Annotated in this window: 28 protein-coding genes; 17 read left to right on the top strand and 11 right to left on the bottom strand. The window is 48.3% G+C overall.

What is annotated here, in order from left to right:
* Nucleotides 1-3 precede the first annotated feature (3 nt).
* The 8 genes from FJD32_RS01960 (at nucleotide 4) to FJD32_RS01925 (ending at nucleotide 6,202) form a co-directional block, all read left to right on the top strand.
* On the top strand, nucleotides 4-765 hold the full coding sequence (locus tag FJD32_RS01960; RefSeq protein WP_088586542.1) for a DUF3261 domain-containing protein: 762 nt from the start codon (nucleotides 4-6) through the stop codon (nucleotides 763-765).
* 103 nt (nucleotides 766-868) lie between these two features.
* Entirely contained in the window at nucleotides 869-2,086 is a 1,218-nt protein-coding gene (locus FJD32_RS01955) for a beta-ketoacyl-[acyl-carrier-protein] synthase family protein (RefSeq protein ID WP_140906529.1), read from the top strand.
* A gap of 5 nt (nucleotides 2,087-2,091) precedes the next feature.
* Nucleotides 2,092-2,634, top strand: a complete 543-nt coding sequence (locus FJD32_RS01950; protein WP_099457321.1) for a hotdog family protein — start codon at nucleotides 2,092-2,094, stop codon at nucleotides 2,632-2,634.
* Nucleotides 2,635-2,734: 100 nt separating this feature from the next.
* Nucleotides 2,735-3,460 carry a 3-ketoacyl-ACP reductase FabG2 gene (locus FJD32_RS01945; protein ID WP_037424987.1) on the top strand — a complete coding sequence of 242 codons (726 nt, stop codon included), beginning with the start codon at nucleotides 2,735-2,737 and terminating at the stop codon, nucleotides 3,458-3,460.
* Nucleotides 3,461-4,723, top strand: coding sequence for a beta-ketoacyl-ACP synthase (locus FJD32_RS01940; RefSeq protein ID WP_140906528.1), 1,263 nt, complete (start codon nucleotides 3,461-3,463; stop codon nucleotides 4,721-4,723).
* 10 nt (nucleotides 4,724-4,733) lie between these two features.
* Nucleotides 4,734-5,477: a hypothetical protein gene (locus FJD32_RS01935; protein ID WP_140906527.1), complete on the top strand. Its 744-nt coding sequence runs from the start codon at nucleotides 4,734-4,736 to the stop codon at nucleotides 5,475-5,477.
* Nucleotides 5,478-5,651: 174 nt separating this feature from the next.
* Nucleotides 5,652-5,894 (top strand): type II toxin-antitoxin system Phd/YefM family antitoxin, encoded by a 243-nt coding sequence (locus tag FJD32_RS01930; protein ID WP_023266112.1) that lies wholly within the window; start codon nucleotides 5,652-5,654, stop codon nucleotides 5,892-5,894.
* 8 nt (nucleotides 5,895-5,902) lie between these two features.
* Entirely contained in the window at nucleotides 5,903-6,202 is a 300-nt protein-coding gene (locus FJD32_RS01925) for a type II toxin-antitoxin system RelE/ParE family toxin (protein WP_140906526.1), read from the top strand.
* A gap of 11 nt (nucleotides 6,203-6,213) precedes the next feature.
* Here the strand turns inward: FJD32_RS01925 and FJD32_RS01920 are convergent, their stop codons facing one another.
* Complete coding sequence (locus FJD32_RS01920; protein WP_140906525.1) at nucleotides 6,214-6,444, bottom strand: hypothetical protein; 231 nt, start codon at nucleotides 6,442-6,444, stop codon at nucleotides 6,214-6,216.
* Between the two features lie 449 nt (nucleotides 6,445-6,893).
* On the opposite strand from FJD32_RS01920, the gene FJD32_RS01915 reads away from it, so the two are divergent.
* Nucleotides 6,894-7,235 carry a hypothetical protein gene (locus tag FJD32_RS01915; protein WP_140906524.1) on the top strand — a complete coding sequence of 114 codons (342 nt, stop codon included), beginning with the start codon at nucleotides 6,894-6,896 and terminating at the stop codon, nucleotides 7,233-7,235.
* A gap of 93 nt (nucleotides 7,236-7,328) precedes the next feature.
* Here FJD32_RS01915 and ltrA read toward each other — a convergent pair whose 3' ends face one another.
* Nucleotides 7,329-8,678, bottom strand: a complete 1,350-nt coding sequence (gene ltrA, locus FJD32_RS01910; protein WP_037429356.1) for a group II intron reverse transcriptase/maturase — start codon at nucleotides 8,676-8,678, stop codon at nucleotides 7,329-7,331.
* A 594-nt stretch (nucleotides 8,679-9,272) separates the two neighbouring features.
* Between ltrA and FJD32_RS01905 the strand changes: the two genes are divergently transcribed.
* Together FJD32_RS01905 and FJD32_RS01900 are read left to right on the top strand one after the other, a co-directional pair.
* Nucleotides 9,273-10,388 carry a hypothetical protein gene (locus FJD32_RS01905; RefSeq protein WP_140916755.1) on the top strand — a complete coding sequence of 372 codons (1,116 nt, stop codon included), beginning with the start codon at nucleotides 9,273-9,275 and terminating at the stop codon, nucleotides 10,386-10,388.
* A 504-nt stretch (nucleotides 10,389-10,892) separates the two neighbouring features.
* Nucleotides 10,893-11,369 (top strand): GNAT family N-acetyltransferase, encoded by a 477-nt coding sequence (locus FJD32_RS01900; protein WP_140907488.1) that lies wholly within the window; start codon nucleotides 10,893-10,895, stop codon nucleotides 11,367-11,369.
* Between the two features lie 57 nt (nucleotides 11,370-11,426).
* On the opposite strand, the gene FJD32_RS01895 is transcribed toward FJD32_RS01900, so the two are convergent.
* Nucleotides 11,427-12,614 carry a benzoate/H(+) symporter BenE family transporter gene (locus FJD32_RS01895; RefSeq protein ID WP_055646894.1) on the bottom strand — a complete coding sequence of 396 codons (1,188 nt, stop codon included), beginning with the start codon at nucleotides 12,612-12,614 and terminating at the stop codon, nucleotides 11,427-11,429.
* A 129-nt stretch (nucleotides 12,615-12,743) separates the two neighbouring features.
* Here FJD32_RS01895 and FJD32_RS01890 point away from each other — a divergent pair, with 129 nt between their 5' ends.
* The 3 genes from FJD32_RS01890 (at nucleotide 12,744) to FJD32_RS01880 (ending at nucleotide 13,939) form a co-directional block, all read left to right on the top strand.
* Nucleotides 12,744-13,319 carry an XRE family transcriptional regulator gene (locus tag FJD32_RS01890; RefSeq protein ID WP_037423247.1) on the top strand — a complete coding sequence of 192 codons (576 nt, stop codon included), beginning with the start codon at nucleotides 12,744-12,746 and terminating at the stop codon, nucleotides 13,317-13,319.
* A gap of 95 nt (nucleotides 13,320-13,414) precedes the next feature.
* Nucleotides 13,415-13,738 carry a rhodanese-like domain-containing protein gene (locus FJD32_RS01885; RefSeq protein WP_055646866.1) on the top strand — a complete coding sequence of 108 codons (324 nt, stop codon included), beginning with the start codon at nucleotides 13,415-13,417 and terminating at the stop codon, nucleotides 13,736-13,738.
* Between the two features lie 36 nt (nucleotides 13,739-13,774).
* A complete protein-coding gene (locus FJD32_RS01880) occupies nucleotides 13,775-13,939 on the top strand; it encodes a hypothetical protein (RefSeq protein WP_224021461.1) in 165 nt (54 codons plus the stop codon).
* A gap of 61 nt (nucleotides 13,940-14,000) precedes the next feature.
* On the opposite strand, the gene azoR is transcribed toward FJD32_RS01880, so the two are convergent.
* The 8 genes from azoR to FJD32_RS01840 form a co-directional block, all read right to left on the bottom strand.
* Nucleotides 14,001-14,597, bottom strand: a complete 597-nt coding sequence (gene azoR, locus FJD32_RS01875; protein ID WP_047539728.1) for an FMN-dependent NADH-azoreductase — start codon at nucleotides 14,595-14,597, stop codon at nucleotides 14,001-14,003.
* A gap of 186 nt (nucleotides 14,598-14,783) precedes the next feature.
* Nucleotides 14,784-15,317, bottom strand: coding sequence for a hypothetical protein (locus FJD32_RS01870; RefSeq protein WP_037423235.1), 534 nt, complete (start codon nucleotides 15,315-15,317; stop codon nucleotides 14,784-14,786).
* 11 nt (nucleotides 15,318-15,328) lie between these two features.
* Nucleotides 15,329-16,549 (bottom strand): serine protease, encoded by a 1,221-nt coding sequence (locus FJD32_RS01865; protein WP_055646868.1) that lies wholly within the window; start codon nucleotides 16,547-16,549, stop codon nucleotides 15,329-15,331.
* Between the two features lie 160 nt (nucleotides 16,550-16,709).
* Complete coding sequence (locus tag FJD32_RS01860; protein ID WP_055646869.1) at nucleotides 16,710-17,153, bottom strand: thioesterase domain-containing protein; 444 nt, start codon at nucleotides 17,151-17,153, stop codon at nucleotides 16,710-16,712.
* A gap of 39 nt (nucleotides 17,154-17,192) precedes the next feature.
* Entirely contained in the window at nucleotides 17,193-17,630 is a 438-nt protein-coding gene (dtd, locus tag FJD32_RS01855) for a D-aminoacyl-tRNA deacylase (RefSeq protein ID WP_037423224.1), read from the bottom strand.
* Nucleotides 17,631-17,645: 15 nt separating this feature from the next.
* Complete coding sequence (locus tag FJD32_RS01850; RefSeq protein ID WP_037423221.1) at nucleotides 17,646-18,248, bottom strand: hypothetical protein; 603 nt, start codon at nucleotides 18,246-18,248, stop codon at nucleotides 17,646-17,648.
* Nucleotides 18,245-19,201, bottom strand: coding sequence for an alpha/beta fold hydrolase (locus tag FJD32_RS01845; RefSeq protein WP_140907487.1), 957 nt, complete (start codon nucleotides 19,199-19,201; stop codon nucleotides 18,245-18,247). Before FJD32_RS01845 ends, FJD32_RS01850 begins: the two co-directional genes overlap by 4 nt.
* 45 nt (nucleotides 19,202-19,246) lie before the next feature.
* Nucleotides 19,247-20,260, bottom strand: coding sequence for a virulence factor BrkB family protein (locus FJD32_RS01840; RefSeq protein WP_055646870.1), 1,014 nt, complete (start codon nucleotides 20,258-20,260; stop codon nucleotides 19,247-19,249).
* Nucleotides 20,261-20,341: 81 nt separating this feature from the next.
* Between FJD32_RS01840 and FJD32_RS01835 the strand changes: the two genes are divergently transcribed.
* From FJD32_RS01835 to FJD32_RS01825, 3 genes are all read left to right on the top strand, one after another.
* The gene (locus FJD32_RS01835) at nucleotides 20,342-20,563 is read left to right on the top strand and encodes a hypothetical protein (RefSeq protein WP_037423215.1); all 222 of its coding nucleotides are present in this window, start codon (nucleotides 20,342-20,344) and stop codon (nucleotides 20,561-20,563) included.
* Nucleotides 20,564-20,592: 29 nt separating this feature from the next.
* Nucleotides 20,593-21,246 (top strand): DUF2959 domain-containing protein, encoded by a 654-nt coding sequence (locus FJD32_RS01830; RefSeq protein ID WP_037425018.1) that lies wholly within the window; start codon nucleotides 20,593-20,595, stop codon nucleotides 21,244-21,246.
* 310 nt (nucleotides 21,247-21,556) lie between these two features.
* Nucleotides 21,557-22,771, top strand: coding sequence for a 4Fe-4S binding protein (locus FJD32_RS01825; RefSeq protein ID WP_037425020.1), 1,215 nt, complete (start codon nucleotides 21,557-21,559; stop codon nucleotides 22,769-22,771).
* Nucleotides 22,772-22,785: the final 14 nt, after the last annotated feature.

Below are 22,785 nucleotides of genomic sequence, written 5' to 3'. Positions count from 1 at the left end.
TCGATGCGCCTAAGCCCTAACGCCAAAGGTCGCACAAAAGCGATAGTGACAGTAACCCTAATGCTCTCAAGCCTCGGCTTGATGGGCTGCAGTGAGCTGCTCTATCGGCAAACCTGCGTCGGATTCACAAAAGATATGCGTTATTGCTTAGCGCCACTGCCACAGCATTTTGGCCCTGCAACGGCTAAACCGCCCGCTAAACCAAGCAGCAATCAGCCAGCCGCAACCCCAGCTGGCACAGACTCTTCTAACCAGAGTCAAAGTCAGCAAAACGACAGCAAAACTAGGGTATCTTCGCCCCAGTCCTTTAGTCAGAAGGTGAGCATAAAAGTGGGCGATAACACCCATGAGCTGCTCACCCAGCTTGAACTTGAAGGGGAACGCATGACGCTGGTTGGGCTCGCTCCGCTAGGGCAAGCGTTGTTTACCTTGGTTTACGATGGGAATACACTCAGCAGTGAGCAGAGTCAGCTACTCGGGAATGAGTTTAAAGCCGAATATCTGATGGCGATGATGCAACTTATCTATTGGCCAGAACAGAGTATTCGTAGTCATTTAGAAGGTGGAAGTTTAGTGACAGGGCTATGTGACGCCATCCCCTGCCGCCAGTTTTATAGCCAAGACACGCTTATCAGTTACAACGATAACCAAACCCAAGTGATACAAATTCGTTATCAGCACCAAACCGACGATACCCTTTGGCAGGCACATATTAATTTAACCATGCCGCAGGCAAAGTTTGAGTTAGAGATACAACCCATTTAAGCGTCACGTTATAGGCAGCCAATCAAAGATAAAACTTTAAAACTAATCATATTAGCCACTTATATTTACCACCCAGATTCGGTAATAGGTATAGCAAGCAACAATGAATAACAGAGTCGCCATTACACAGATTGGATTGTGTACCCCGTTAGGGCAAACGCCCGAGCAGGTGTTAGCCCGCTTGATTGCAGGCGATACCAGCGCCATGCAAATTAGCGATACCCTATTATTTGGGCAGTCGACACTGGTCGCGCCCGTCACTGAGCCATTACCGACGATACCTGCCGCACTGGCGCAATTCGATTGTCGCAATAATCAGTTACTCCTTGCTGCCGCACAGCAAATTACCGACACGGTCGAACAGGCGAAACAGACATATGGCGCCGACCGCATCGGCGTGGTGTTAGGCACTAGCACCTCGGGGATTTCGAAGGGCGAAGCTGCCTTGGCCTATCGCAATCAACACGGCCACTTCCCCGCCGATTACCATTACTTCCAGCAGGAACTTGGCAGCACCAGCGATTTTTTACGCCAATTATTTACGCTTCAAGGTCCCTGCTACACCATTTCGACCGCCTGCTCCTCTAGCGCTAAAGTGTTTGCCAGCGCCAAACGCCTACTTGAGGCCAAGCTGTGCGATATGGTGATTGTCGGCGGTATCGACAGCCTGTGCCAACTCACAGTTAACGGGTTTCACGCCTTAGAGTCGGTTTCCAAAGGACATTGCAATCCCTTCAGCGCCAATCGTGATGGCATCAATATCGGTGAAGGCGCCGCGCTATTTACCCTAACCTTAGCGACAGACAACACAGCAAATGAAGCCTGCGTATTGCTCGCAGGTATTGGCGAGTCGAGCGATGCGCACCATATGTCAGCACCGCATCCTGAAGGCGCAGGGGCGATTGCCGCCATGCAGGCCGCGCTTGATGATGCACAAATATCTGCGCAAGATATTGATTATATAAACTTACATGGCACAGCAACGCCTAAAAATGATGCAATGGAAAGCCGCGCCGTACTCTCGGTATTTGGCGACACGCCGCCCCCTGCAAGCTCAACCAAACCGCTGGTCGGCCATACCTTAGGCGCTGCGGGCGCGATTGAAGCCGCATTTTGTTACCTCTTGCTGTCACCGCATAATCACAGCTTTGCCCTGCCGCCCCATAGGTTTGATGGGCAGCAAGATCCGCAGGACCCCAGCATTGCGCTAGTCGCGCCCATGCAATCTGCCGAGCATGGCAAGCTTAACTATGTAATGAGCAACTCCTTCGCCTTTGGTGGCAGCAATGCCAGCCTGATTTTTTGCCGTAAAGGGGCTTAAGATTGATGTCCAGTTCTATCAATACCGCAATTTCAGCCGCCGAGCCGATTTGGCTGCAACACTTAGCCGAGCAGAATATTGCCGATTTTATTCCGCATCGTGCGCCAATGATCTTGATTGATAAGATTATTAGCCATCAGCCGGATGTGCTCGAAACTGAAGTGCTGATCACTCCGCAGAGCGCTTATTTTGACGAGCATCGTCAGGCCGTCCCCAATTATGTGGGTATCGAATATATGGCGCAGAGCATTGCCGCTTTAGCGGGCGTTGAGGCTAAACTGCGTCACGATAAAATCCGCGTGGGATTTTTATTGGGATCGCGTAAATTAGCCTTACACACGGCGCAATACGAACTCAATCGCTGCTACCGCACTCAGGTTAAACGCCTCTATCAGGAAGAGTCGGGACTGGCGGTATTCGATTGCCAGATTTATCTATTGCCAGAGGCGCAAGCGCAGCAAACACCACTGTTAGTGGCCGAGGCGAATGTGAATGTGTTCCAGCCACAGGACACCCAAGCGTATATCGCCTCAAGCCAACAGGCTTAATGCCAAGAGGCATGCTTGGCAGCAACAAGTCTTATCACAAAAGGATTTAGCCCTTTGATGCACAAACAACTCATCGAGCATCAAGGGTGGAGAAATAAAGATGAATAACAGAGTATTAGTCACAGGTTCGAGCCGCGGTATTGGCAAAGCCATCGCCCTTAAACTGGCTGCGGCAGGTTATGATATCGCGCTGCATTATCACAGCAATCAGGCCGCAGCCGATGCCAGCGCCGCAGAGCTTCGCGCCCTTGGGGTTAACGTCAGCCTACTAAAGTTTGATGTTGCCGACCGCGTTGCCGTCAAAGCCGCCCTTGAGGCCGATATCGAGGCTAATGGCGCCTACTATGGCGTGATACTCAATGCGGGCATCAACCGTGACAATGCTTTTCCGGCGATGAGCGAAGCCGAATGGGATAGCGTAATCCACACTAACCTCGATGGTTTTTATAATGTGATTCATCCCTGCGTTATGCCTATGGTACAAGCGCGCAAGGGTGGACGAATTATCACCTTGGCTTCCGTTTCCGGTATCGCGGGTAACCGTGGACAGGTCAATTACAGCGCCTCTAAGGCCGGATTGATTGGCGCGACTAAGGCGCTGTCCTTAGAGCTGGCCAAACGTAAGATCACCGTAAACTGTATCGCCCCAGGCTTAATCGAAACCGATATGGTGGCGGATATTCCTAAGGATATGGTCGAGCAGTTAGTGCCGATGCGCCGCATGGGCAAACCCAATGAAATCGCCGCCTTAGCAGCCTTTTTAATGTCGGACGATGCTGCTTATATCACGCGCCAAGTAATTTCGGTGAATGGAGGCATGATCTAAATGACTGAGCCGACAAACCCGCCCCGCTTGGGTAGACGAGTTGTTGTCACCGGCATTGGTGGCATTACCGCCTTAGGTCAGGACTGGCCGAGTATCGCAAACCGCCTTAAGGCACAAAAAAACTGTGTAGTGACGATGGCGGAATGGGACAAATATGACGGGCTAAACACTCGCCTTGCCGCCCCCGTGACCGACTTTGAAGTGCCAAGCCATTATTCGCGCAAAAAAATCCGCTCCATGGGACGCGTCTCGATTATGGCGACTCGTGCCAGCGAACTTGCACTTATCGATGCGGGACTCTTGGACGACCCTATCGTCACTTCGGGAGAGATGGGCATTGCCTATGGATCTTCCACGGGCAGTACCGATCCCATTACCGCCTTTGGCGATATGCTGAAAACTGGCGATATGTCAGGCGTTACCGCTACCAGTTATATCCGCATGATGGCCCACACCACAGCGGTAAACGTGGGGGTTTTCTTTGGCCTTAAAGGGCGCATTCACACCACCAGCAGCGCCTGCACCTCAGGCAGCCAAGGCATAGGTTACGCCTATGAAGCGATTAAATATGGCCAGCAAACCTTAATGCTCGCGGGCGGCGGAGAAGAACTCTGCCCTACCGAGGCCGTAGTCTTTGATACGTTGTTTGCCACCAGTACCAAAAACACGACGCCAGAATTATCGCCACGCCCTTTTGATGCCCAGCGTGATGGCTTAGTGATTGGCGAAGGCGCTTGTACGCTAGTACTTGAAGAGTTAGAACACGCCAAAGCGCGCGGCGCGAAGATTTACGCCGAGATCGTCGGCTTTGGCACTAACTCCGATGGTCAGCATGTGACACAGCCCAATAGCGAGACCATGGAAATCGCCATTCGTTTAGCCCTTAAGGATGCGGCGCTCACGCCCGACGCCATTGGTTATGTGAATGCCCACGGCACCGCCACCGACCGCGGTGATATTGCCGAAAGCCATGCGACCCACGCGGTATTCGGTGCGGATATGCCGATTTCATCCCTTAAAAGCTACACAGGCCATACCTTAGGCGCCTGCGGCGCGTTAGAAGCTTGGGTGAGTATTGAGATGATGAATGCGGGTTGGTTTGCCCCGACGCTCAATCTCGACAATATCGACCCAGAATGTGCCGCTCTCGATTACATTCGCGACGAGCCACGTGCGCTCGACACCGACTATGTGATGAGCAATAACTTCGCCTTTGGTGGTATCAACACCTCACTGATTTTTAAACGCTGGAAAACGACATAAGGACATATCAATGAAACCATTAGTTGCAAGCATTTTACTCGGTATCAGTTTACTGGCCTCGCCGGTGTGGGCGCAGGATTATACGGTTGAAACCTATCAAGAAATTTTTAAAGGCGACAACCAATTTAAGCAAAAACAAGCCATCGAAGCCCTGACGCTTGCCGGATTATCCGATCCCGCCATTTACGATGTGTTAGAGGCCAAACTTATCGCATCGCTGCCACAAGCCACCGAGAAAAATGCTATCGACTATAGCGCCTGGTTAGTCAAAGGCTTAGCTTACTCAGGGAACGATAAATACAGCGGCACCATCAACAATATTATCAATGGCAACTACCATAAGAAGCTGAAAAAGTACGCTACCCAAGCCCTTGAAAATCTTGACCAGTATAAAAAATGGAATGCTATTTTAGGCGATAAAAGCCAATATGTAGCCGAGCAAAGTACTAAAAATAACGCCTATGCCAACGCTTTTAAAAGCAATGATTTAGAGTTAATGCGCCTCGCAGCTAAACGCATGATGGACGATCAAAACTACGATGACTTTTTGCTAGAACGCCTGAGCGTTGAGCTGAAAAATCCACGTTTAATGAGTAACGACAAGTTAGCCATCGATACTTACGCCAATATGGCCAAGGCCCTCGCCGCATCGGGCAATACGCAATACCGCGAAGTCATTGAAAATATTGCCAACAACAACCCAAACAAAAAGCTGAAAAGCTACGCCGAGAGCTATTTGAAGAAGTACTACTAATCGCTTTTGAGCTAGCAAAAGCGTTAACAACAAGCCGAGAATCATCTCGGCTTGTTGATTTCATTGTGTAGGCAAGCCAATCAATTTTTAGCACAAATCGCACGATTTAATCATTTTGACCATTTCGCCCAATAAACTATACTGCCACTGTCTTTCCAAAACGGGGCTTAACTCATGCAAACCTTAACCGCCAATGACGCCAAACGAAATTTCGGTGAGTTGCTGCTAAACGCTCAACGTGAACCCATCAAGATCAGCAAAAACAGTAAAGATGCGGTTGTGGTCATGTCTATCCACGATTACGAACAGCTTGAGGCGATGAAAGCCGACTATCTGAAGCACTGTTTCAACGCTGCTAAAGAAGACTTAGCGCAAGGTAATGTTGTTGATGGCGAAGATTTTCTTAACGCCCTGTAGCAGCTCACATGAATAATAAACGCTATAAACTGAGTAGGTTAGCTCAGGCTCACTTACTAAAGATTAAAGACTACACCCTTCAACACGTTTCTGAGTCGCAGTGGCAAAAATATAAAGAAAGCCTTATATCAGGTTTGCAAATGTTAGCCGATAACCCCGGATTAGGCAGAAGCTGCAACGATATTTACCCCAACGGTTTCTACTTTCCTATCGGTAAACACACCGCCTACTTCACCAAAGAAGACGACTTCATCCTTATCGTTGCCCTGTTAGGTCAACCACAACTACCCCAAAATCATCTGAAATAGCCTCACCTCTTTCATAGATATGATGAATTTGCAGTAGGCGTGAGGCCAACTACTGTGCTGGCACGACGATATGCCGCGGAGTGAGGCAAACCATGATGCAGGCCAGATAACACACCAAGGAGTGAGGCAAACCATGGTAGTGACTCGACGACACGCAGCCAGTCCATCCTTGGATGCTCGACCGCCCCGTCCATGGGGCGGACGGTCGTCTCGCCAATCACCATGGTTTGCCTTTCGAGCATCAGCGTAACCTGCTGGCTTGAAAGACTAGAGTCAGATTAACACTATGAAAAATTTCTATTTACAACTGAACGTTTAGGAAATTTAACAATGGGTGGCTTGTTAAATTTGGTGCCGCTTATGACTGTATAAGTACAGGTATAATAGAAAAGTGACAGCCCTCGGGGAAAACGAGCCAAAGGAGTATCGTTTTTTATTTTCAAAAAAACATTAAGCAACTGAAAATATATGTCTTTTCACATTTTCTGATTTACATACCGCGCCCAAATACTTCTTGGTATGTAAAGTCTCGCTTTTTCTGCATGGAAAAAGATTGGAAACTCACCGTAATGGATGCTAAGTTACTGGCACATTTGAATTATTTACTCTTATTTCTCAAACTTCGAGTCCATTATGGTTTGGGTTTCATTAGAAGTGCGGGTAATACACTGTTAAGTGTCGGGGAGAGAATGTGCGCATTGTCCTAATAATATGCTTGTTGTTTTCGTTAGCTGTGAGTGCTGCAGAAATTGATGATATCGATACTATCTCTGCACAAATTGAACAAGCTTTAGAGATCGGCGATAACAAACAACAGGTAGAGAATTTTATCAGCAAAACTGGCTGGCTCTATACGTATGATGATTATTCCAATAGGTATCAAGCCAGGCCTAAAGACGATACTGCGAAGTGTAAAGGCCGCAATTTTCTTTTATGGCTACTTTATGACTGCGGTATTCAAATCTACCTGAATTTTGATCAATCTGGGAGCTACAGTGGCTTTAGTGTCGAGCAAACATATTCGGGTCTATAGCAACACACTTAATCGGGTAGCCGGAGGTATTTAGCCTCCAGCCCCCACACCACCCTGCATGCGGCTCCGCACAGGGCGGTTCATTTAGAACGCCTAACCTGTTTTCTGGTTCGGATAGTGAACCGCGATCCATCCATCTCTCAGTGAATACAATCCTGCTTTCTTAAGATACTCATTACTCAGCGCTTGCTGTATCCCTGGTGTTTTCGAGCTTCGCCACGGCCCTTTGCTTGTAATTCCACAAGCAACGGCCGCTTGGATCCTGACGCCACGTTTGAGTAAGTTTTGTACCTTAGTCCGTGGCTTTCGCCATTGACGCCAGTAGCACATACGTACTCGACGACGGATCCAGTGGTCTAACTCGACACATCCTTGGTAAGCGTTGGCTATGCCAAAGTAGTTGATCCAGCCTTGCATGTATTGCCGCACTTTAAACAATTGATAGCTCATGCTCACGCCCCAATTGCGGTTTGTCAGTCGTCTTATCTTTTGTTTGAAGATGTGCAGTGTTTTGACATGCCACTGGATCTTTCCGCGGTTAAAGGTAAACCCTAGGAACTTGCTTTGGCCTACCTTAACCACTTGGCTTTTCTGTTCGTTAACAACCAGTTTTAGCTTAGTGGCAAGATAGCGAGTAATACTCTTGAGGACACGTTCGCCCGCTCGTTGAGACTTGACCAAAATGATAAAGTCGTCCGCGTAGCGGGCGAATTTGTGCCCTCGGCTTTCCAGCTCTTTATCAAGACTGTCCAACATAATGTTAGAGAGTAATGGCGAGAGTGGGCCGCCTTGAGGCACGCCTTCGAAGCTTGCTTCAAATTGGTCGTTGACCATCACACCAGCTCGCAGGTATTTACCAATAAGCGCCAGCAGACGCTTATCCTGTACCTTGATCCTCAATTGAGTCATCAACAGGTCGTGATTTACTCGATCAAAGAACTTGGACAGATCAACATCGACGGCAAATTTGCGCTTCTGTTTGATGATATCTCTGACTTGCAAGACCGCTTGTTTGGCATTCCTATTCGGTCTAAAGCCGAAGCTATTAGCCGAGAAGAAAGGGTCAAACAACGGCGTGAGAATTTGAGCAATAGCTTGCTGTATCACACGATCAATGACGTTAGGGATACCCAGTTTGCGTTTACCGCCATCGGGTTTGTCGATCTCTACGCGTCTGACTGCTGAAGGGTTATATTCACCTCGTTCCAGTAGAGATTTACACCGTTGCCAACCGCCTTGTTGCATCCAAAGCGGGAAGGCTTCGATAGTCATGCCATCGATGCCAGCCGCGCCTTTATTGGCTTTAACTTGACGCCAAGCTCGGTGTAGATTTTCAGGTTCGAGTAGTTGTTGGAATAAATCGCTGTTGAAGGCCGGTTGCATATCAATACGCTGCCGATAGTAATCGTCTGGCGACGTAGTGGGTATCGACAAGTTTGACAAGACTCCTCCTTCTTCTAAATGTTCAGGCCTTCACCATGTACCCACAACGCTAACGCGGGGTATGCTATCCCATCCATTACGATGGGCGTTGGGCTACTATGCCGTCTGCTGACTTCTGCTTAATCACATGCCGAGTTGCCCCGTCATGCGCTATCGGTTTTCATCTGGTTCGCTCTTTTCAGTCGATGAGATTGAAAAGCCAAGGCACTTAATAGACCAGAGCCTGACTGGTTATTGACCGATCGCGTGTTAAGCAGATCTCCCCAGATAAGAACATGAACTTTCTTTGCACTGCTGCATCATTTACGGTGGCCATTAGATCACGTGGTTTCGTCGTCTTGTGCCAACTCACCTCTAGCCTACGCCTCATATGATGTTCTTGTTCATCAGCTCGCAAATTTGCTAGCGGCTTCCTTCAGACCAATCCTCGCGGATAAGCCCTTGCCATTCACTAGTAGTTAGCGTTTAATAACAGCATGTTATTGAACGGTGACCTTCCTACAGAGGACTTTCACCTCATTAGTTCATGCCCATGCTGGGCGTACACAAGTCAATGCAGCCGACCGCTAACGCGTCGGCTGATTGATGCGTTATGTGAAAAAGGAAGTAGCTAGTTTGGACGTAATTCTCAACCCTCCGCTGCCAATAGCGATTGATGAGTTCTATAAAACACTATTGTCCGTTTCTGGTGTTCTATTCGGTATAGCTTTTGCTGCGATGCTGTTTGTCCTGCAAAGCGGATTTTCGTCGTTCAAATTCTCGCGAAGGATGTTTTTAGAACTGTATTTGCACTTTGGACGTCAATTACTCTACTCATTGGCGTATCTTACCGCTGCTCCATTTTTAGTATTGTTCTTCCCAGATAGTACGGCGGCTGTCTCCTGGCTATACGGCCTATACTTCGTATTTTTCTTGAATGCCACATTGGATTACGCAAAAGAGGAAGGGTATATATTAACCATACACTCTACAAAATACGTGCCTGGGCACTACGGTAGAAGACGCACGTATTTCCGATATATAGCTAATCGCGGCGTATTAAGAAACATATTGTTCTTGCTTCCCGCTGTTCTGCTTATAACGTACCCATATGTTGTGTCTTTAATTAATGCGGGCTCTCTGTATCTTACAAAGGTGGCGGTCTTTTACAGCTGCCTGATACCGCTGCTATATACTCTTTATAAGATCACAAAATTTATTCCGGAATTTTTTGTGTACACCGGAATGGAAATGTCTGCAAGCCCACAGGAACCGTCAGAAGAACGATCTGAAGAGAAAAAGCAACAGAATATCTTAGAAAAACGCGCGTTAAGAGAATACCTCGTTAACCATGGCCTTGCCGAGTTAAACCCGACAACCCCGCGCAAGTTCATTGATGGCGACATTTCTGTGAACTTTCTCGATAAAAATGACAATGACGAGGCGTGGTTTAATATTGATGTAGAAATCTCTAATGTCACCCCACAACAAGTTAGAAGTAACGTATTGAGTTATGCGCATGCTCTGGCAAAGCGATTACATGAATCGAAAGTGTCAATTAACACATTTGTTCTGTCATTCCATATCAGAATTGGAAAGCAGTCATCAAGAAATATGTTTTTTCGGATGTCTCGCAACGAATTAGAAAAGGTGTTCTCGCCTGGACGTGATCAGCCAGAAGATATAGCTGGATTGAAAAACGTGTTGTTCGATGAATTGTTTAGAGAATAATCACATCAAAAGATCGGACAGGCATAACTTTTTTCATTCAACATTTGACCAATAACACCTGAGCCTAAGGAATACACCATCCCCTCGGAGTTGCCGCAGGGCGAATAGACAAATTGCGTGAGTCTTGCCATGGATGGCAAGCTAGCTTTCGCAGGGGCGAATGAAAATCGATGATTTTCGCGCTTATGAGCGAGAGGCAAGGATTGCCGAACTGGGGGGCTTTACATGGATGTAAAGCGGTAACTTCGGAAGCGATAGCAAATTTTGCTATGAGCACAAGGGGCTTTCAACTCCGTTAGGGGCGTCTTGGAGCATCCAAGGAGGATAGGACGAGCAGTCCTCCTTGGTCGGGTGTGGGGTGAAGCCCCACGACTTTGATTTTTGCTTTGATAAAAAGTTGGTGGCCTAGCATTTGCTTATCCACTGCAGCGCATTGGCAAACAGATTACAAAGCGATGACGCCATTATGGATAAGCCACAATAATAGGGAGTACCCGATCCGCCATGAAATCCACCATAAGAACCATGAAAATCACCTTAGATGACCTTAAAGGGCCAGAGATAGCGGCTTTGCTGCAGGAACACCTTGAAGATATGCGGGCAACCTCGCCGCCGGAAAGTGTGCACGCATTAGACCTTGATGGCCTGCGCCAACCCAATATTCGCTTTTGGACACTGTGGGATGGCCATAATCTGGCGGGCTGCGGTGCACTAAAATGGTTAGATTCCGAGCATGCGGAGATCAAATCGATGCGCACCGCAGCGACTTACAAACAACAAGGCGTGGCATCCCAGATTCTGCAGCACTTGATCAATGACGCCAAAGCCGCAGGCGTTCAGCGCCTCAGTTTAGAAACCGGCTCGATGGCCTTTTTCCAGCCAGCTCGCAACCTGTATGCCAAATTTGGCTTCGAGCTGTGCGGCCCTTTTGCCGATTACACGCTCGACCCCAATAGCCTGTTTATGACCAAAAAGCTCTAGGCCTCTTCACACATCAATCCACTAAGGTAGCAAACCTCAGTCTAGACCTAACCACAGCTAAGCTTTTGCCTGTTTAGTTGTGGTTAAGGCGCGATGCTTGTGCCAGTAATGCATTAAAAATCCGAGTAATAATCCCCAGAATGCACTGCCGATCCCCAATATACTCACACCCGAGGCGGTGACGAGAAACGTAATCACCGCCACTTCTCGCTCGTCGTTATCCGCGAGCGCTGCGGTTAGACTGTTACCTATGGTGCCAAGCAGCGCTAATCCTGCAATCGCGAGCACTAATTCCTTCGGAAATGCAGCGAAGAGCCCCACCACAGTGGCGCCGAGTAGGCCTGTGATAAAGTAAAACACACCGCCCCACACCGCCGCCCAATAACGAGTTGCGGGGTTAGGGTCCGCCTCTTTACCCATGCAAATCGCCGCCGTAATGGCCGAGAGATTAAAAGCAAAGCCGCCAAAGGGGGCAAACAATACGCCCATCAGCCCCGTCACAGTAATTAATGGCGAGATAGGCGGGCGATAACCATGGCCGTGCAGCGCTGCTATCCCAGGCATATTTTGTGAGGCCATAGTCACCGCAAATAAGGGCAGCGCCACGCCCACTACGCTGGTGACAGAAAACGCAGGCGCTATCCATACAGGAGCGGCGAATTGCAGCTCAAGCTTATCGAGTTGCAGTAGATCCAATTGATAACTCATCCCTATTCCCGCTACGAGGGTGAGTAACATAATGTAGCGCGGCGCCCAGGGCTTAAGCACAACAAACACCAATAACATCAATAGAATTAAACTCAGTTGAGTCTGCATGGCTTGAAACAGCCCTAAACCAAACTGCAGTAAAACCCCTGCTAACATGGCCGCAGCGACCGAAGGCGGCATGATACGAATAAGCTTATCCATCCAACCCGCCAAGCCGCATAGAGTGATCAACAAAGAGCTAATCAGGAAGGCACCAACGGCTTCGTGGATACTTAATCCCGCAAGGCTGGTGACCATCAGCGCCGCCCCGGGGGTCGACCATGCCGTAAGCACCGGATTTTTATAGTAGAGAGACAGGCCAATACTGGTGAGCCCCATGCCAACACCTAAGGCCCATAGCCATGAACTCATCTGTGCCGATGTCGCACCCACGGCATCCGCCGCCTGCAGGATAATCACCGCCGAACTGCTGTAGCCCACCAGCACGGCAATAAAGCCCGCCGATATTTTTGATAGTCCCAAAGCCTCGCGCCACATCATCCCTACTCCTAATCCTACCTTTGCCTCGAGCATCGCACCATTGACTGTGCGCTATAACGCACAAGATGGACAAGATAGCACCTGTGCGTTATAACGTACAAATAATTTTTTAAGTATCAGACCATAATGCAGACCATCAACAGCTATCTTGCCGCGACCCTAAAACAACTGCGCAGCCAAAAGGGTTGGAGTTTAGATAAAGCGGCACTCGAGACAGGCGTAAGCAAGGCCATGATAGGCCAGATTGAGCGCGGCGAATCTAGCCCCACTATTGCTACCTTGTGGAAAATCGCTAGCGGTTTTAATACCTCACTCTCAACTTTTCTAGAGCCGACACCCGAGAGCCAAGGCGCGGTCTTTCGTAACGCTGATGCATTACGCCAAAAGCCTGCAACCGACGGCATGTTAGTGGCGTCGCTATTTCCCTTTGAGCCACGCTTTGGTTTTGAGATGTTTGAACTCACCCTATTACCGCACTATGAGCGCCTCTCCGAGCCCCATGAGGCGGGTGTGACCGAGCATGTGATCGTGCTCAGCGGCACCATGGAAGTGTTAGTCGATGGCCAGTGGCAGCCATTACAGCAGGGCGAGGCCGTGCGCTTTGCCGCCGATAAACCCCACGGTTACCGCAACTTGAGCGATCAACCCGTGGTGTTTCATGATCTTATCCACTATCACAGGGAAGCGCCTGCCACCGAGTAACGCCGACAAGCCAAGCACCCAACAGATTGCCGCTTGCGCTCACTAATCCATTAGAATAAACTTATTGAAAATTTTCTAATCATAGAGGCAAAGCTATGTTTCAATCTTTACTGGCTAAATTATCTGGTAGTAGCAACGGTGAAAAATGTTGGCAATTGATTGAGCAGGGTGCGCGCGTTATCGATGTGCGCTCACCGGAGGAGTTTGCCTCGGGTCATTTGCCTCAGGCCATCAATGTGCCACTGCCAACGCTCGACCAATGGTTACATCAGGTTGAAAATAAACAGCATCCCTTTGTACTTTACTGCGGCGCAGGCATTCGTGCCCAAAAGGGCTGTGATATTTTAAGGGCCAATGGTTTTGAATGTGTGGTCAACGGTGGTTCGCTAAAAGATTTAGTCTGCTGCCAGCCAAGCTAAAACCTAAGCCAAGCAACCATGCGTGAGGAGGTGCAGATGACAACAAAGTGCCCGCGCCCAACGAGCGGCGAACAACCGCCGCAGCCCAAAGTGGTTCGCGAAACCTGCTACAGCGTGAGCCGTAACCGTGGCCAAGCAAGCACTAAGGTTCGCTATATCGAAACCAGCGCCATGTCCCTTGGCTGCAAACTGTGCGAATAATTGTGTTCTGCGTAAACAAAAATGCCAGCATTTACGCTGGCATTTTTTATTATCTTTACGATTAAACCGCTAACTTATCGATACTGGCTTTAGCTTCGCTGATACCTTTTTGGTTGGCTTCTGGGCCCATGTTCAGCGCTTCAGCATATACCACTTCCACATCAGTGATACCGATAAAGCCGAGGAAGGTTTTTAAGAAAGGCACAATGTGATCGGTTGGGCCATCTTTATGGGCGCCACCACGGGTGGTGATCAACACAGCACGTTTGCCTTCCACTAAGCCTTTAGGACCGTTTTCGGTATAAGTGAAAGTCACACCGGCACGGGCCACAAAATCAATCCAGTTTTTCAGCTGGGTTGGAATGTTGAAGTTGTACATCGGCGCGGTGATCACGATAGTGTCGTTCGCTTTTAACTCTTCAACTAAGGCGTTCGACAGGTCGAGCATCTCTTGCTGACGTGCGGTTAACTCAGCGCCGCCACGTAGGCCAGAGGCGATTTCGCCATCAACCATTGGCAACACATCTTTACCCGCTAAATCGCGAACTGTGATGGCCGCGCCTTGGTCTTCCCATTTACCGATCAGGTGGTCAACTAACAAGGCAGATTGTGAATAACCGCCAAGAATACTGGATTTTAACACTAGGACTTTAGACATAATCTGCTCCGAAAATTGAAATTCTTGAGAGTCTTTCAGCTTGCTCTCGACTCTATGGGCTTAGTTTATTAGCCCATAAAAAAGAAAAAAAGCGGATAAAATTTGAGATTACTTTCTAAAAAATAGAATGGTTAAATGAAGGGCTAGCAAAGCTAGCCCTTCATTTATGGAGATGCATCACTCGAACTATTGAGCAAAATAATAGTTGTATTCACTGATTAGCTGGGAAAGCTCAGGCGAGTTTTGAATATCAACCATAAACTTATCAGTCGTGGTCATCGCCCATGCCAAACTCTCTTTATCTAGGCTATACATTCCCTCATTGGAGTACATGTTGTGAGCCTTGGTAAAATTTTCACGGTAACTGACGCTGGCAATCACCTCATTGTGAACCCTAAACTCATAGGTCAGCACCAAATCATTATTGGTCACCATAGGTAACAGCCCTAGGGAGCCACCCGCTAAAATCGCCGAGGTTAGCCCAGCGGCTTCTCCCCCTGCAGTAGGTTCCATTTTATAGGTCACAATCAGTTTTAATGGATTGCCGATATTCTCTTTATCCATTTTTTCAAATAATGGGATGCCCTTGAGTTTGTTATAAAAGTCAGTTGAATCAATGGTACTAATAAAAAATACTGGTGGAAGTACCGTGGTTTGTGCTTTAACAAACGGGCTAATGAGCAACAAAGCCAGTATCAAAATACGAAGCATAAATAGCATTGGAAACATCCTTATTGATAGCAATTTAGTTGAACAACAGCACCAAGTGCCGCCGCATTTGCCGTTCGAATATCGCCCTTCATATTGGGTTCAACCGACTGATAACTAATGCGGTGCTTATCTAAAAAACGGGCAGCATATTTTGCATCAAGGGCAAAGTTAACATTCTGCGGCAATGCACCCGATTCACGTAGACTCGTCACATTTAAGGTACTGACGGTAATACCTAATAGCTCCCCACCGTCAGAGACAACTGGGCCACCACTTGAGCCGGGCTGGATCGGTGCCGAAAACTGGAATTGCCCCACCGCCCCCTTTAATGCCTCGCGTGAGCTGATATTTCCGCGCGTTAAATTGGGAGAGGCCGCCAATAATCCCTGCAAGGGATAGCCAACATTGGTAATCGCCTCGCCCAGGAAAATCTCTGTACCTTTACGCAATGGTAAGTATTGCTCCACTGGCGTACCCGTACTCACGACCGCTAAATCCAATAAGGTCGAGCTAGCCTCTACGGCCGCATCAAAGGATTTACCGCCAACATTCACCTGTGTCACCATGCAATTTTTGAGTACATGGGCCGCAGTGACAATTTGCCCCTGAGGATTAATATAAAAACCTGTTCCTGTACTGACTGGCTTTTGCATATTTGCCAGCAAATTCGCCGAGACATCCTTCATTGCATACTGTGCAGGATAGGAGCTAGCCGACGGCGTCAACGTGTTTAGCACATCGACAATCACTAATTGAGTCGCACGCAATGCGGCGTTATAAAGACCTAAACCATCCCCTAAATAACCAATATCTGCCTTAAAGGATTTTTGCCCTTCGCGAATGGGCTTATCGGAGCCATTAAATACCCGATAGCTCATGATCATTTCTGCTTTACCCGACTCAAATTTCCACTCAGGATCGATATCGATCAGCAGTCCATACTGACTCGCTTGCGTGCGGTCTAATAACTTAGCATTTGAAAAATAAGCACCAAAACCATCCTTCACGCCATCACTGAGTGATTTTCCTGGATCGACCCAAATATTCCATTTCTCTAAATAAAAACGGTTATTTAACTGCGAATGGGGCAAATAATAAGCAACACTCACATCCACAGGGAGTGTAATAGCTTTATTTAGCACCACACCCTTTGGTAATTTATTGGCATTTAACTTGGTATTGGTGCAACCACTGAGATGAAAACAAAATAGAGCAATAAGCACACAGGAGAGAAATCGCATCGGTTATCCTTAATATCAATGCAAATAGCGCCATACAGCATAAACGTGATAACCGTACGGACCATGGCGTATGCAACTTAAGTTGCATTAAGCCAAAGATTCTATTGCAAGTTAAAGGCAACATCAACGATGAAAATTTACAAAAATCAAACAGTCGCAACTATTTCTTAATGCCTGGAAGGCTAATATACAGGCCTGAAAACTCAGCGCAGAGCAGATCTTCACAGTAAAGCTTAACCACAAGTCGAACTTTGGCTTTTCGCCCCACAGATAAGCCCGCTAAACTGGCATCCTGCCATACCACGCGTGCAATAGGTTGATTGCGAATGGGCGCCAAGTAACGGATATGGGCATCGGCTAACACTATGTCGCCATCCACATTGAGGAGTTGCTGTTGCAGCCATACCATGCCCCAACCAGTGAGCGTCATAAGGGTATAAATGCTGCCCGCAAACATGGTGTGATGCAGATTGATATTCGGCGCGAGTGGCGCACTCACGCTCAATTCACCATCAGAAAATGACAGCGGCGCTATCTGCATAAACTCACTCACAGGTATAGTGCGGTGCCAGGTCTGGCGTAATTGGTTTAATAATTCGTCCATGTGCATGTCCTTACTGCCGTTGGCACACTGTCCTGTAGGTTAAACCTGTAAATGGAAGGTCACTGGGCCATCGTTGACCAGTTCAACCTTCATATCAGCAGCAAATTGCCCTGTTTCGGTGGTCACGCCCTTGGCGCGGCAAAAGGCGACAAACTCTTCATACAGGCCAAGCGCTTGTTCTGGTGTGCCCGCACCCGAAAAGCTCGGCCTTAGCCCACGCTCAGTATCAGCGGCCAAGGTAAATTGGGATACCACTAAAAGCGAGCCTCCCGCTTGAGTCAAATTGAGGTTCATTTTGCCGTTTTCGTCAGAAAACACTCGATAACTCATCACTTTAGTAGCTAGCTTTTCCATCTTCTCGCGGTTATCTTCCCGCTCAACCCCAAGTAAAACTAACAAGCCCTTATCAATTGCACCTATGGTTTGATTATCTACAACCACACTGGCGCGGCTGACTCTTTGAATTAAAGCGATCACAACTTTTCCTTTAAATTAAGACTTAACAACGGGCATCAAAGGAATTGGGCGCAGATACTGCTCAATTCCCTCCGGCAAGGACTTAGCGATTTCTGCCAAGCCGCCATCGGTCCACAGCATAAAACGGCGAAGCTCCTCGATTTCGACCTTATCAGCAAAGGTCACAGTACCTTGGATTTGGATTACCGCACCTTGCTCGCGCAATACAAATTTAGCGAAGTTTAGCTTGGCATTCAGTTCGCCAATCACCGCGGGCAGTTCAGGGCTGGCCTGCAACTGTGGATGCACCGCATAAAAACGGTTCATCAGAATACGGTCAATCCCCGCAGCATTTATACTGGGTTCGAGCATAAAATCATTATTGCCAAATTGCACCGCAACCTTATCCGCCCCGACTTTAGTGGCTAAATAGTTGGCATTAATTAAGGCCTGATACAAAGCATCAGCAGCGGCCTCATTGGTCATTCCAGCCAATTGCACCACTTTAGGCGCCACAGGTGCGCGAGCCTCGGTAGATTCGACCGCAGAAGATGAGGATTGAGATTCTGGGGTTGAGGATGAGGTGGCCGCGCAGGCCGTTAATCCTAAAATGGCGGCAATAATCATAGCTAATTTCATGCAAACTCCTGTCGCTTTATCCAAGACCACATGGCTTGAATTTCGAGTGTGACGGCAAGTGAGAGTATTTCACTATTCAGCGAATGCCCGCCATCAACAATAGTGTGGATTTGTATCCTGGGGTTATCGATTTTTGCCCCAAATGCGGCTAATAAACGTGCCGGACAGACAGCATCCTGCGTGCCTTGTAATAGCAGGGTACGCGCAGAGACTTGAGATGTCACCCGTTGTAATACACTGAACATATTGAAGTAATCATTTTGCGCATAGTGCAGCTCGATTTGAGCTAAGGCGAATAGCGGCGGCGCAAGCCGCTTAGGCAGGCCAGTTGGTACACCCGCTAGGGTTAATTCCCATTGGATCCAACGGCGGGCAAATTCGTGGCGAGTTGCTTCATCTTGGGCGTTAAATCCTAGCTGATAGTGCGTAAATAAATCCGCCAATCCAATAGAAGGCGCGGCAAATTCACGGTAAGCCTGCGGATATAACTGCGCGGCGCCCGAGGGTGCATAGAGCCATTCAATCCCTTCTTTTGATGGAATAAACAGCGCCCATAATACTTGAGCTATTACCCGCTGCGGAAATAACCCACTGTAAATTAAGGCTAAGGTGGCGCCAAATGAGCCACCCGCTAAGCACCAACGCGCTATGCCTAAGTGAATGCGAATCGCCTCAATATCGCTGATGAGTCCATTTAAATGATTGTGTTCCAACTCGCCAGCGGGCAGTGATTGCCCCGCACCACGTTGATCTAACAGTAAAATCCAATAGTGCTCGGGGTTAAATAAACTGAGCTCACTCACACTAGCGCCTGCGCCAGGACCACCATGCAAATAAAGCAGCGGGATACCCTGCGGATTACCATATTGAGCGAGATGCAACTGCTGCCCATTGCCCATCATCAGCCAATCACGGCGGATAAAAGGGGCAAAATGATGGCCATCAGTAATCATAGGCGGGCTAAGGCTCGTTAAACGTATTAATGGATGACAACTTCGCTACGGCTTATCCAATGTAGTCGATGACGGCGCGCTTTCGGAAAGTTCAGCCTTCGTCTCAAGCACTTGGCTTGATTGGGCGGATGTGGTTTCTGGCTGCGCGGCGGGTGTATCCTGCGCCGCTAAAGGTTGACCATCGAGGTTAGTTTCGTTGATATCGCTGCTGGACTCATAGTCCAAATACTCGGGCATGGCGGCGGTAATTTCGGCGCCCAGCAGCACGATCATCCAAGATAAATATACCCAAACAAATAGAATAGGAATGGTCGCCAGCGCACCATAAATGGCTTCATAACTTGGAAATTTCGTCACATACAAGGCGAAACCTTTTTTCCCCAACTCAAATAGCAGTGCCGCCACCACAGCGCCCAACAGCGCGTGCCAAAACTTCACCTTTTGATTCGGCACCACCATATAGAGCAGTAAAAACGCGGCCACCGAAAATAACAGCGGCAAACGTTCGATAAACAGCGGCATTACGCCAGATAAGGTATCGCCCTCAAAGAGCTTTAACGACACCACATAGGAAGTCGCCACTAGGCTCGCCCCCACCAGCACAGGGCCTAAGGTAATCACCATCCAATACATGGAAAAGGCCACGACCACAGAACGTTTTTCCTTAGTGCGCCAAATATTATTTAGTGACTTATCAATGGCGGAGATCAGCATAATAGCTACCACGACTAAGGCCGCGATCCCCACCGCAGTCCCCTTCGAGGCATTGCCCACAAATTCATTGATATAGACTTGTACCGTATCGCCCGCTGCGGGTAAAAAATTCTCGTAAACGAAGGCTTCAATTTGGCCGCGGATCCCCTTAAACACAGGAAACGCCGACAGCATAGACATAGTCACCGCCACCATAGGGACGAGCGATAATAGGGTGACATAGGCCAAGTGGCCCGCACGAATATTGATTTGATCTTCTACTAGGCGCTGGCGTAAATGCAGCAGGAAGTGCCAAATCCCAAGGAGTAAGGCTCGAATTTGTGCCAGATCTATCTTCTTAGTCACGGGTTTCTCTTGATTCTGTTGGTATAGACTCGTTATCTTCGTACAATAAACACTTAATTTACAAGTCTAAGGAGTGAATTGATGTCACAACAAGGATCCACTGGCAATGTTATCGCCGCAATCGCTAGTCTGTTTTTCCCAGGCCTAGGCCAACTGCTACAAGGGCGAATTTTGGCAGCATTGCTATTCTTCGTGGTCACTGTAGTCGGCTACGCCCTTTGGTGGTTAATTGTGCCCGCGGTAATTGGTGCTATCTTTCACCTCTGGAGCATTATCGATGCGGCACGTTTTAAGGCCGACTAACTTCATCTGACTCAGTGACGGAATACCCAATGAAAAGATTGATCACCTCTAGTCTGATAGCGGCAACGCTATTGCTGACGGGCTGCCAGAGTGCCTATTACGGTGCCATGGAAAAAGTGGGCTACCACAAGCGCGACATTATGGTCGACAGAGTGAAAGCCGCGAAAGAATCCCAAGAGGATGCGCAAAAAGAGTTCAGCTCAGCACTCGAGGAGATGCAAGCCCTACTCAACCACAATGGTGGCAACCTCGAAAAAGCCTATAACAAGGCTAAAGATGAATACGAGTCAGCCCAAAGTGCCGCCGATGACGTAAGTAATCGCATCAACAAGGTCGAAGATGTTGCCGAGGCGCTATTCGATGAGTGGCAAACGGAAATTGGTGAGATCAGCAAAGCGAGCCTACGCCGCAACAGCGAAACTAAGCTCAAGGAAACCCGTCGCTCCTACGAGCAGTTGATTAAAACCATGCGCCGCGCCGAATCAAAAATGCCGCCCATTCTCACCGCTATGAAAGACAATATGCTGTATTTAAAGCATAACTTAAATGCCCAGGCGATAGGCGCGATTAAAGGTGAATTTGCCAACTTACAAACGGATATCTCAGGCTTAATCAAAGAAATGAATAAATCTATCAATGAGTCTACTCGATTTATCGAGGCCCTTGAGAACTCAAAAGGGTAAGGCCATTTAGCTTGCTCAAACTGGCTGTTAATTCCGTCAAACCAATCTGAATTAACAGCTTAGCACTGATGCTCTAACCCTCTAAACACTTCGGCAAGCTGCGATGGCGGTTTGCTGTTGATTTTATCCTCCCTGCATTCCCAGTTTCGTTTGTGCAAGGCTAAGATTTTTAGCTTTGTGAGCGATGGCGCGCTTTAGTGTGATGATTCAATCAATATTGGATCTAACGCACAAATTCACTTTAGGCTCATAAACTTATCTACAAAAGATTGCTCAGATTGAATACGTGTATTCTATTTGCAGTATTAACATGACCTTTATTGAATCCCTTACCCTAATGTTGGCCCTGATGTATATCGCCTCCCTAAGCTATTGGAGCGGTAAAAAATGGGGAGCAGTGACCACCTTACTCCTGAGTGTGGGCGCCGTGGCGATTAGCCTCTACTGGCCCTTGGCGCTCGCCCTAATCATTGCCTTGCCCCTTACACTTATTGCCCATAAGTTTGCTCCGGTGGAGTATAAGGCCGAGATAAAAATCAACGCCCTGCGTGAAGGCTGCCAACACCTGCTCGCACTCTCGTTGTTTTTAGTCGCCATCCAATACTGCATTAATGCTATCCAACTCAAACAAGGGGTCACGCCTTGGTTAATGCGCCCTGATGTTGTCGATGCCTTTTTGCCCATCGCCGGCGGGATTGAATTAAAAGCCATATTGACGCTCAACCTGTGGGACCAAACCCATCCCGCCGCCGCTGTGATGCTCGCCGCCGTGCTACTCACAGGCCTACTCTGTAAACGCGCCTTTTGTGGCTGGGCCTGCCCCTTAGGACTCGCCGGCGAATACCTCTACGCCTTGCGCAAACGCTTTATCAAAGCAGAACTTGCGCCACCCGCATGGCTAGACTGGCCACTACGGATGCTTAAATACTTATTACTGCTGGGACTGTTTTATGTAGTGATCGGTATGCCAAGCGAGTCAATTCCCTATTATCTGCAGGGTAACTACCACAAAATTGCCGACCTTAAGATGGCACTGTTTTTTATCACACCAGGGCTTATTACCTTAGCCTGCTTTGCTCTTATCCTCGTCCTCGCCGCATGGCGTCGCCAAGGTTTTTGCCGCTACTTGTGTCCCTATGGTGCCATGCTCGGACTGTTAAGTTTTGCCAGCCCACTGAAAATCCGCCGCGATACTCAGCATTGCCTGATCGAAGCCAAGGGCATGAAGTGCGATAAATGTACCCGCGCCTGCCCAGCCAACATCATAGTGCATACCAAAACCACGGTTCGCAGCGACGAATGCCAAGCCTGTATGCGCTGTGTGGCGGCCTGCCCTAAATCAGCGGCGCTCGGTTTTGGCCTTAAATCGGGTCACAGAGTTAGCCATAAAGGATTGTTAGTCTTGTTATTATTGGCGCTCTTCCTCCTGCCACTCGGCGCTTATTTAGCGGGATTCTGGCATAGCCAAACACCGGACGCTATCCGCATGGAACTTATCCAAGTGATTGACCGAGTGGGTCATTAACTCTCTGATTTGTT

It is taken from the genome of Shewanella sp. LC6 (assembly GCF_006385735.2).
Lineage (GTDB): Bacteria > Pseudomonadota > Gammaproteobacteria > Enterobacterales > Shewanellaceae > Shewanella > Shewanella xiamenensis.
Note: the sequence above shows the minus strand (reverse complement) of the source record. Positions and strands in the feature narration are given on the sequence as shown.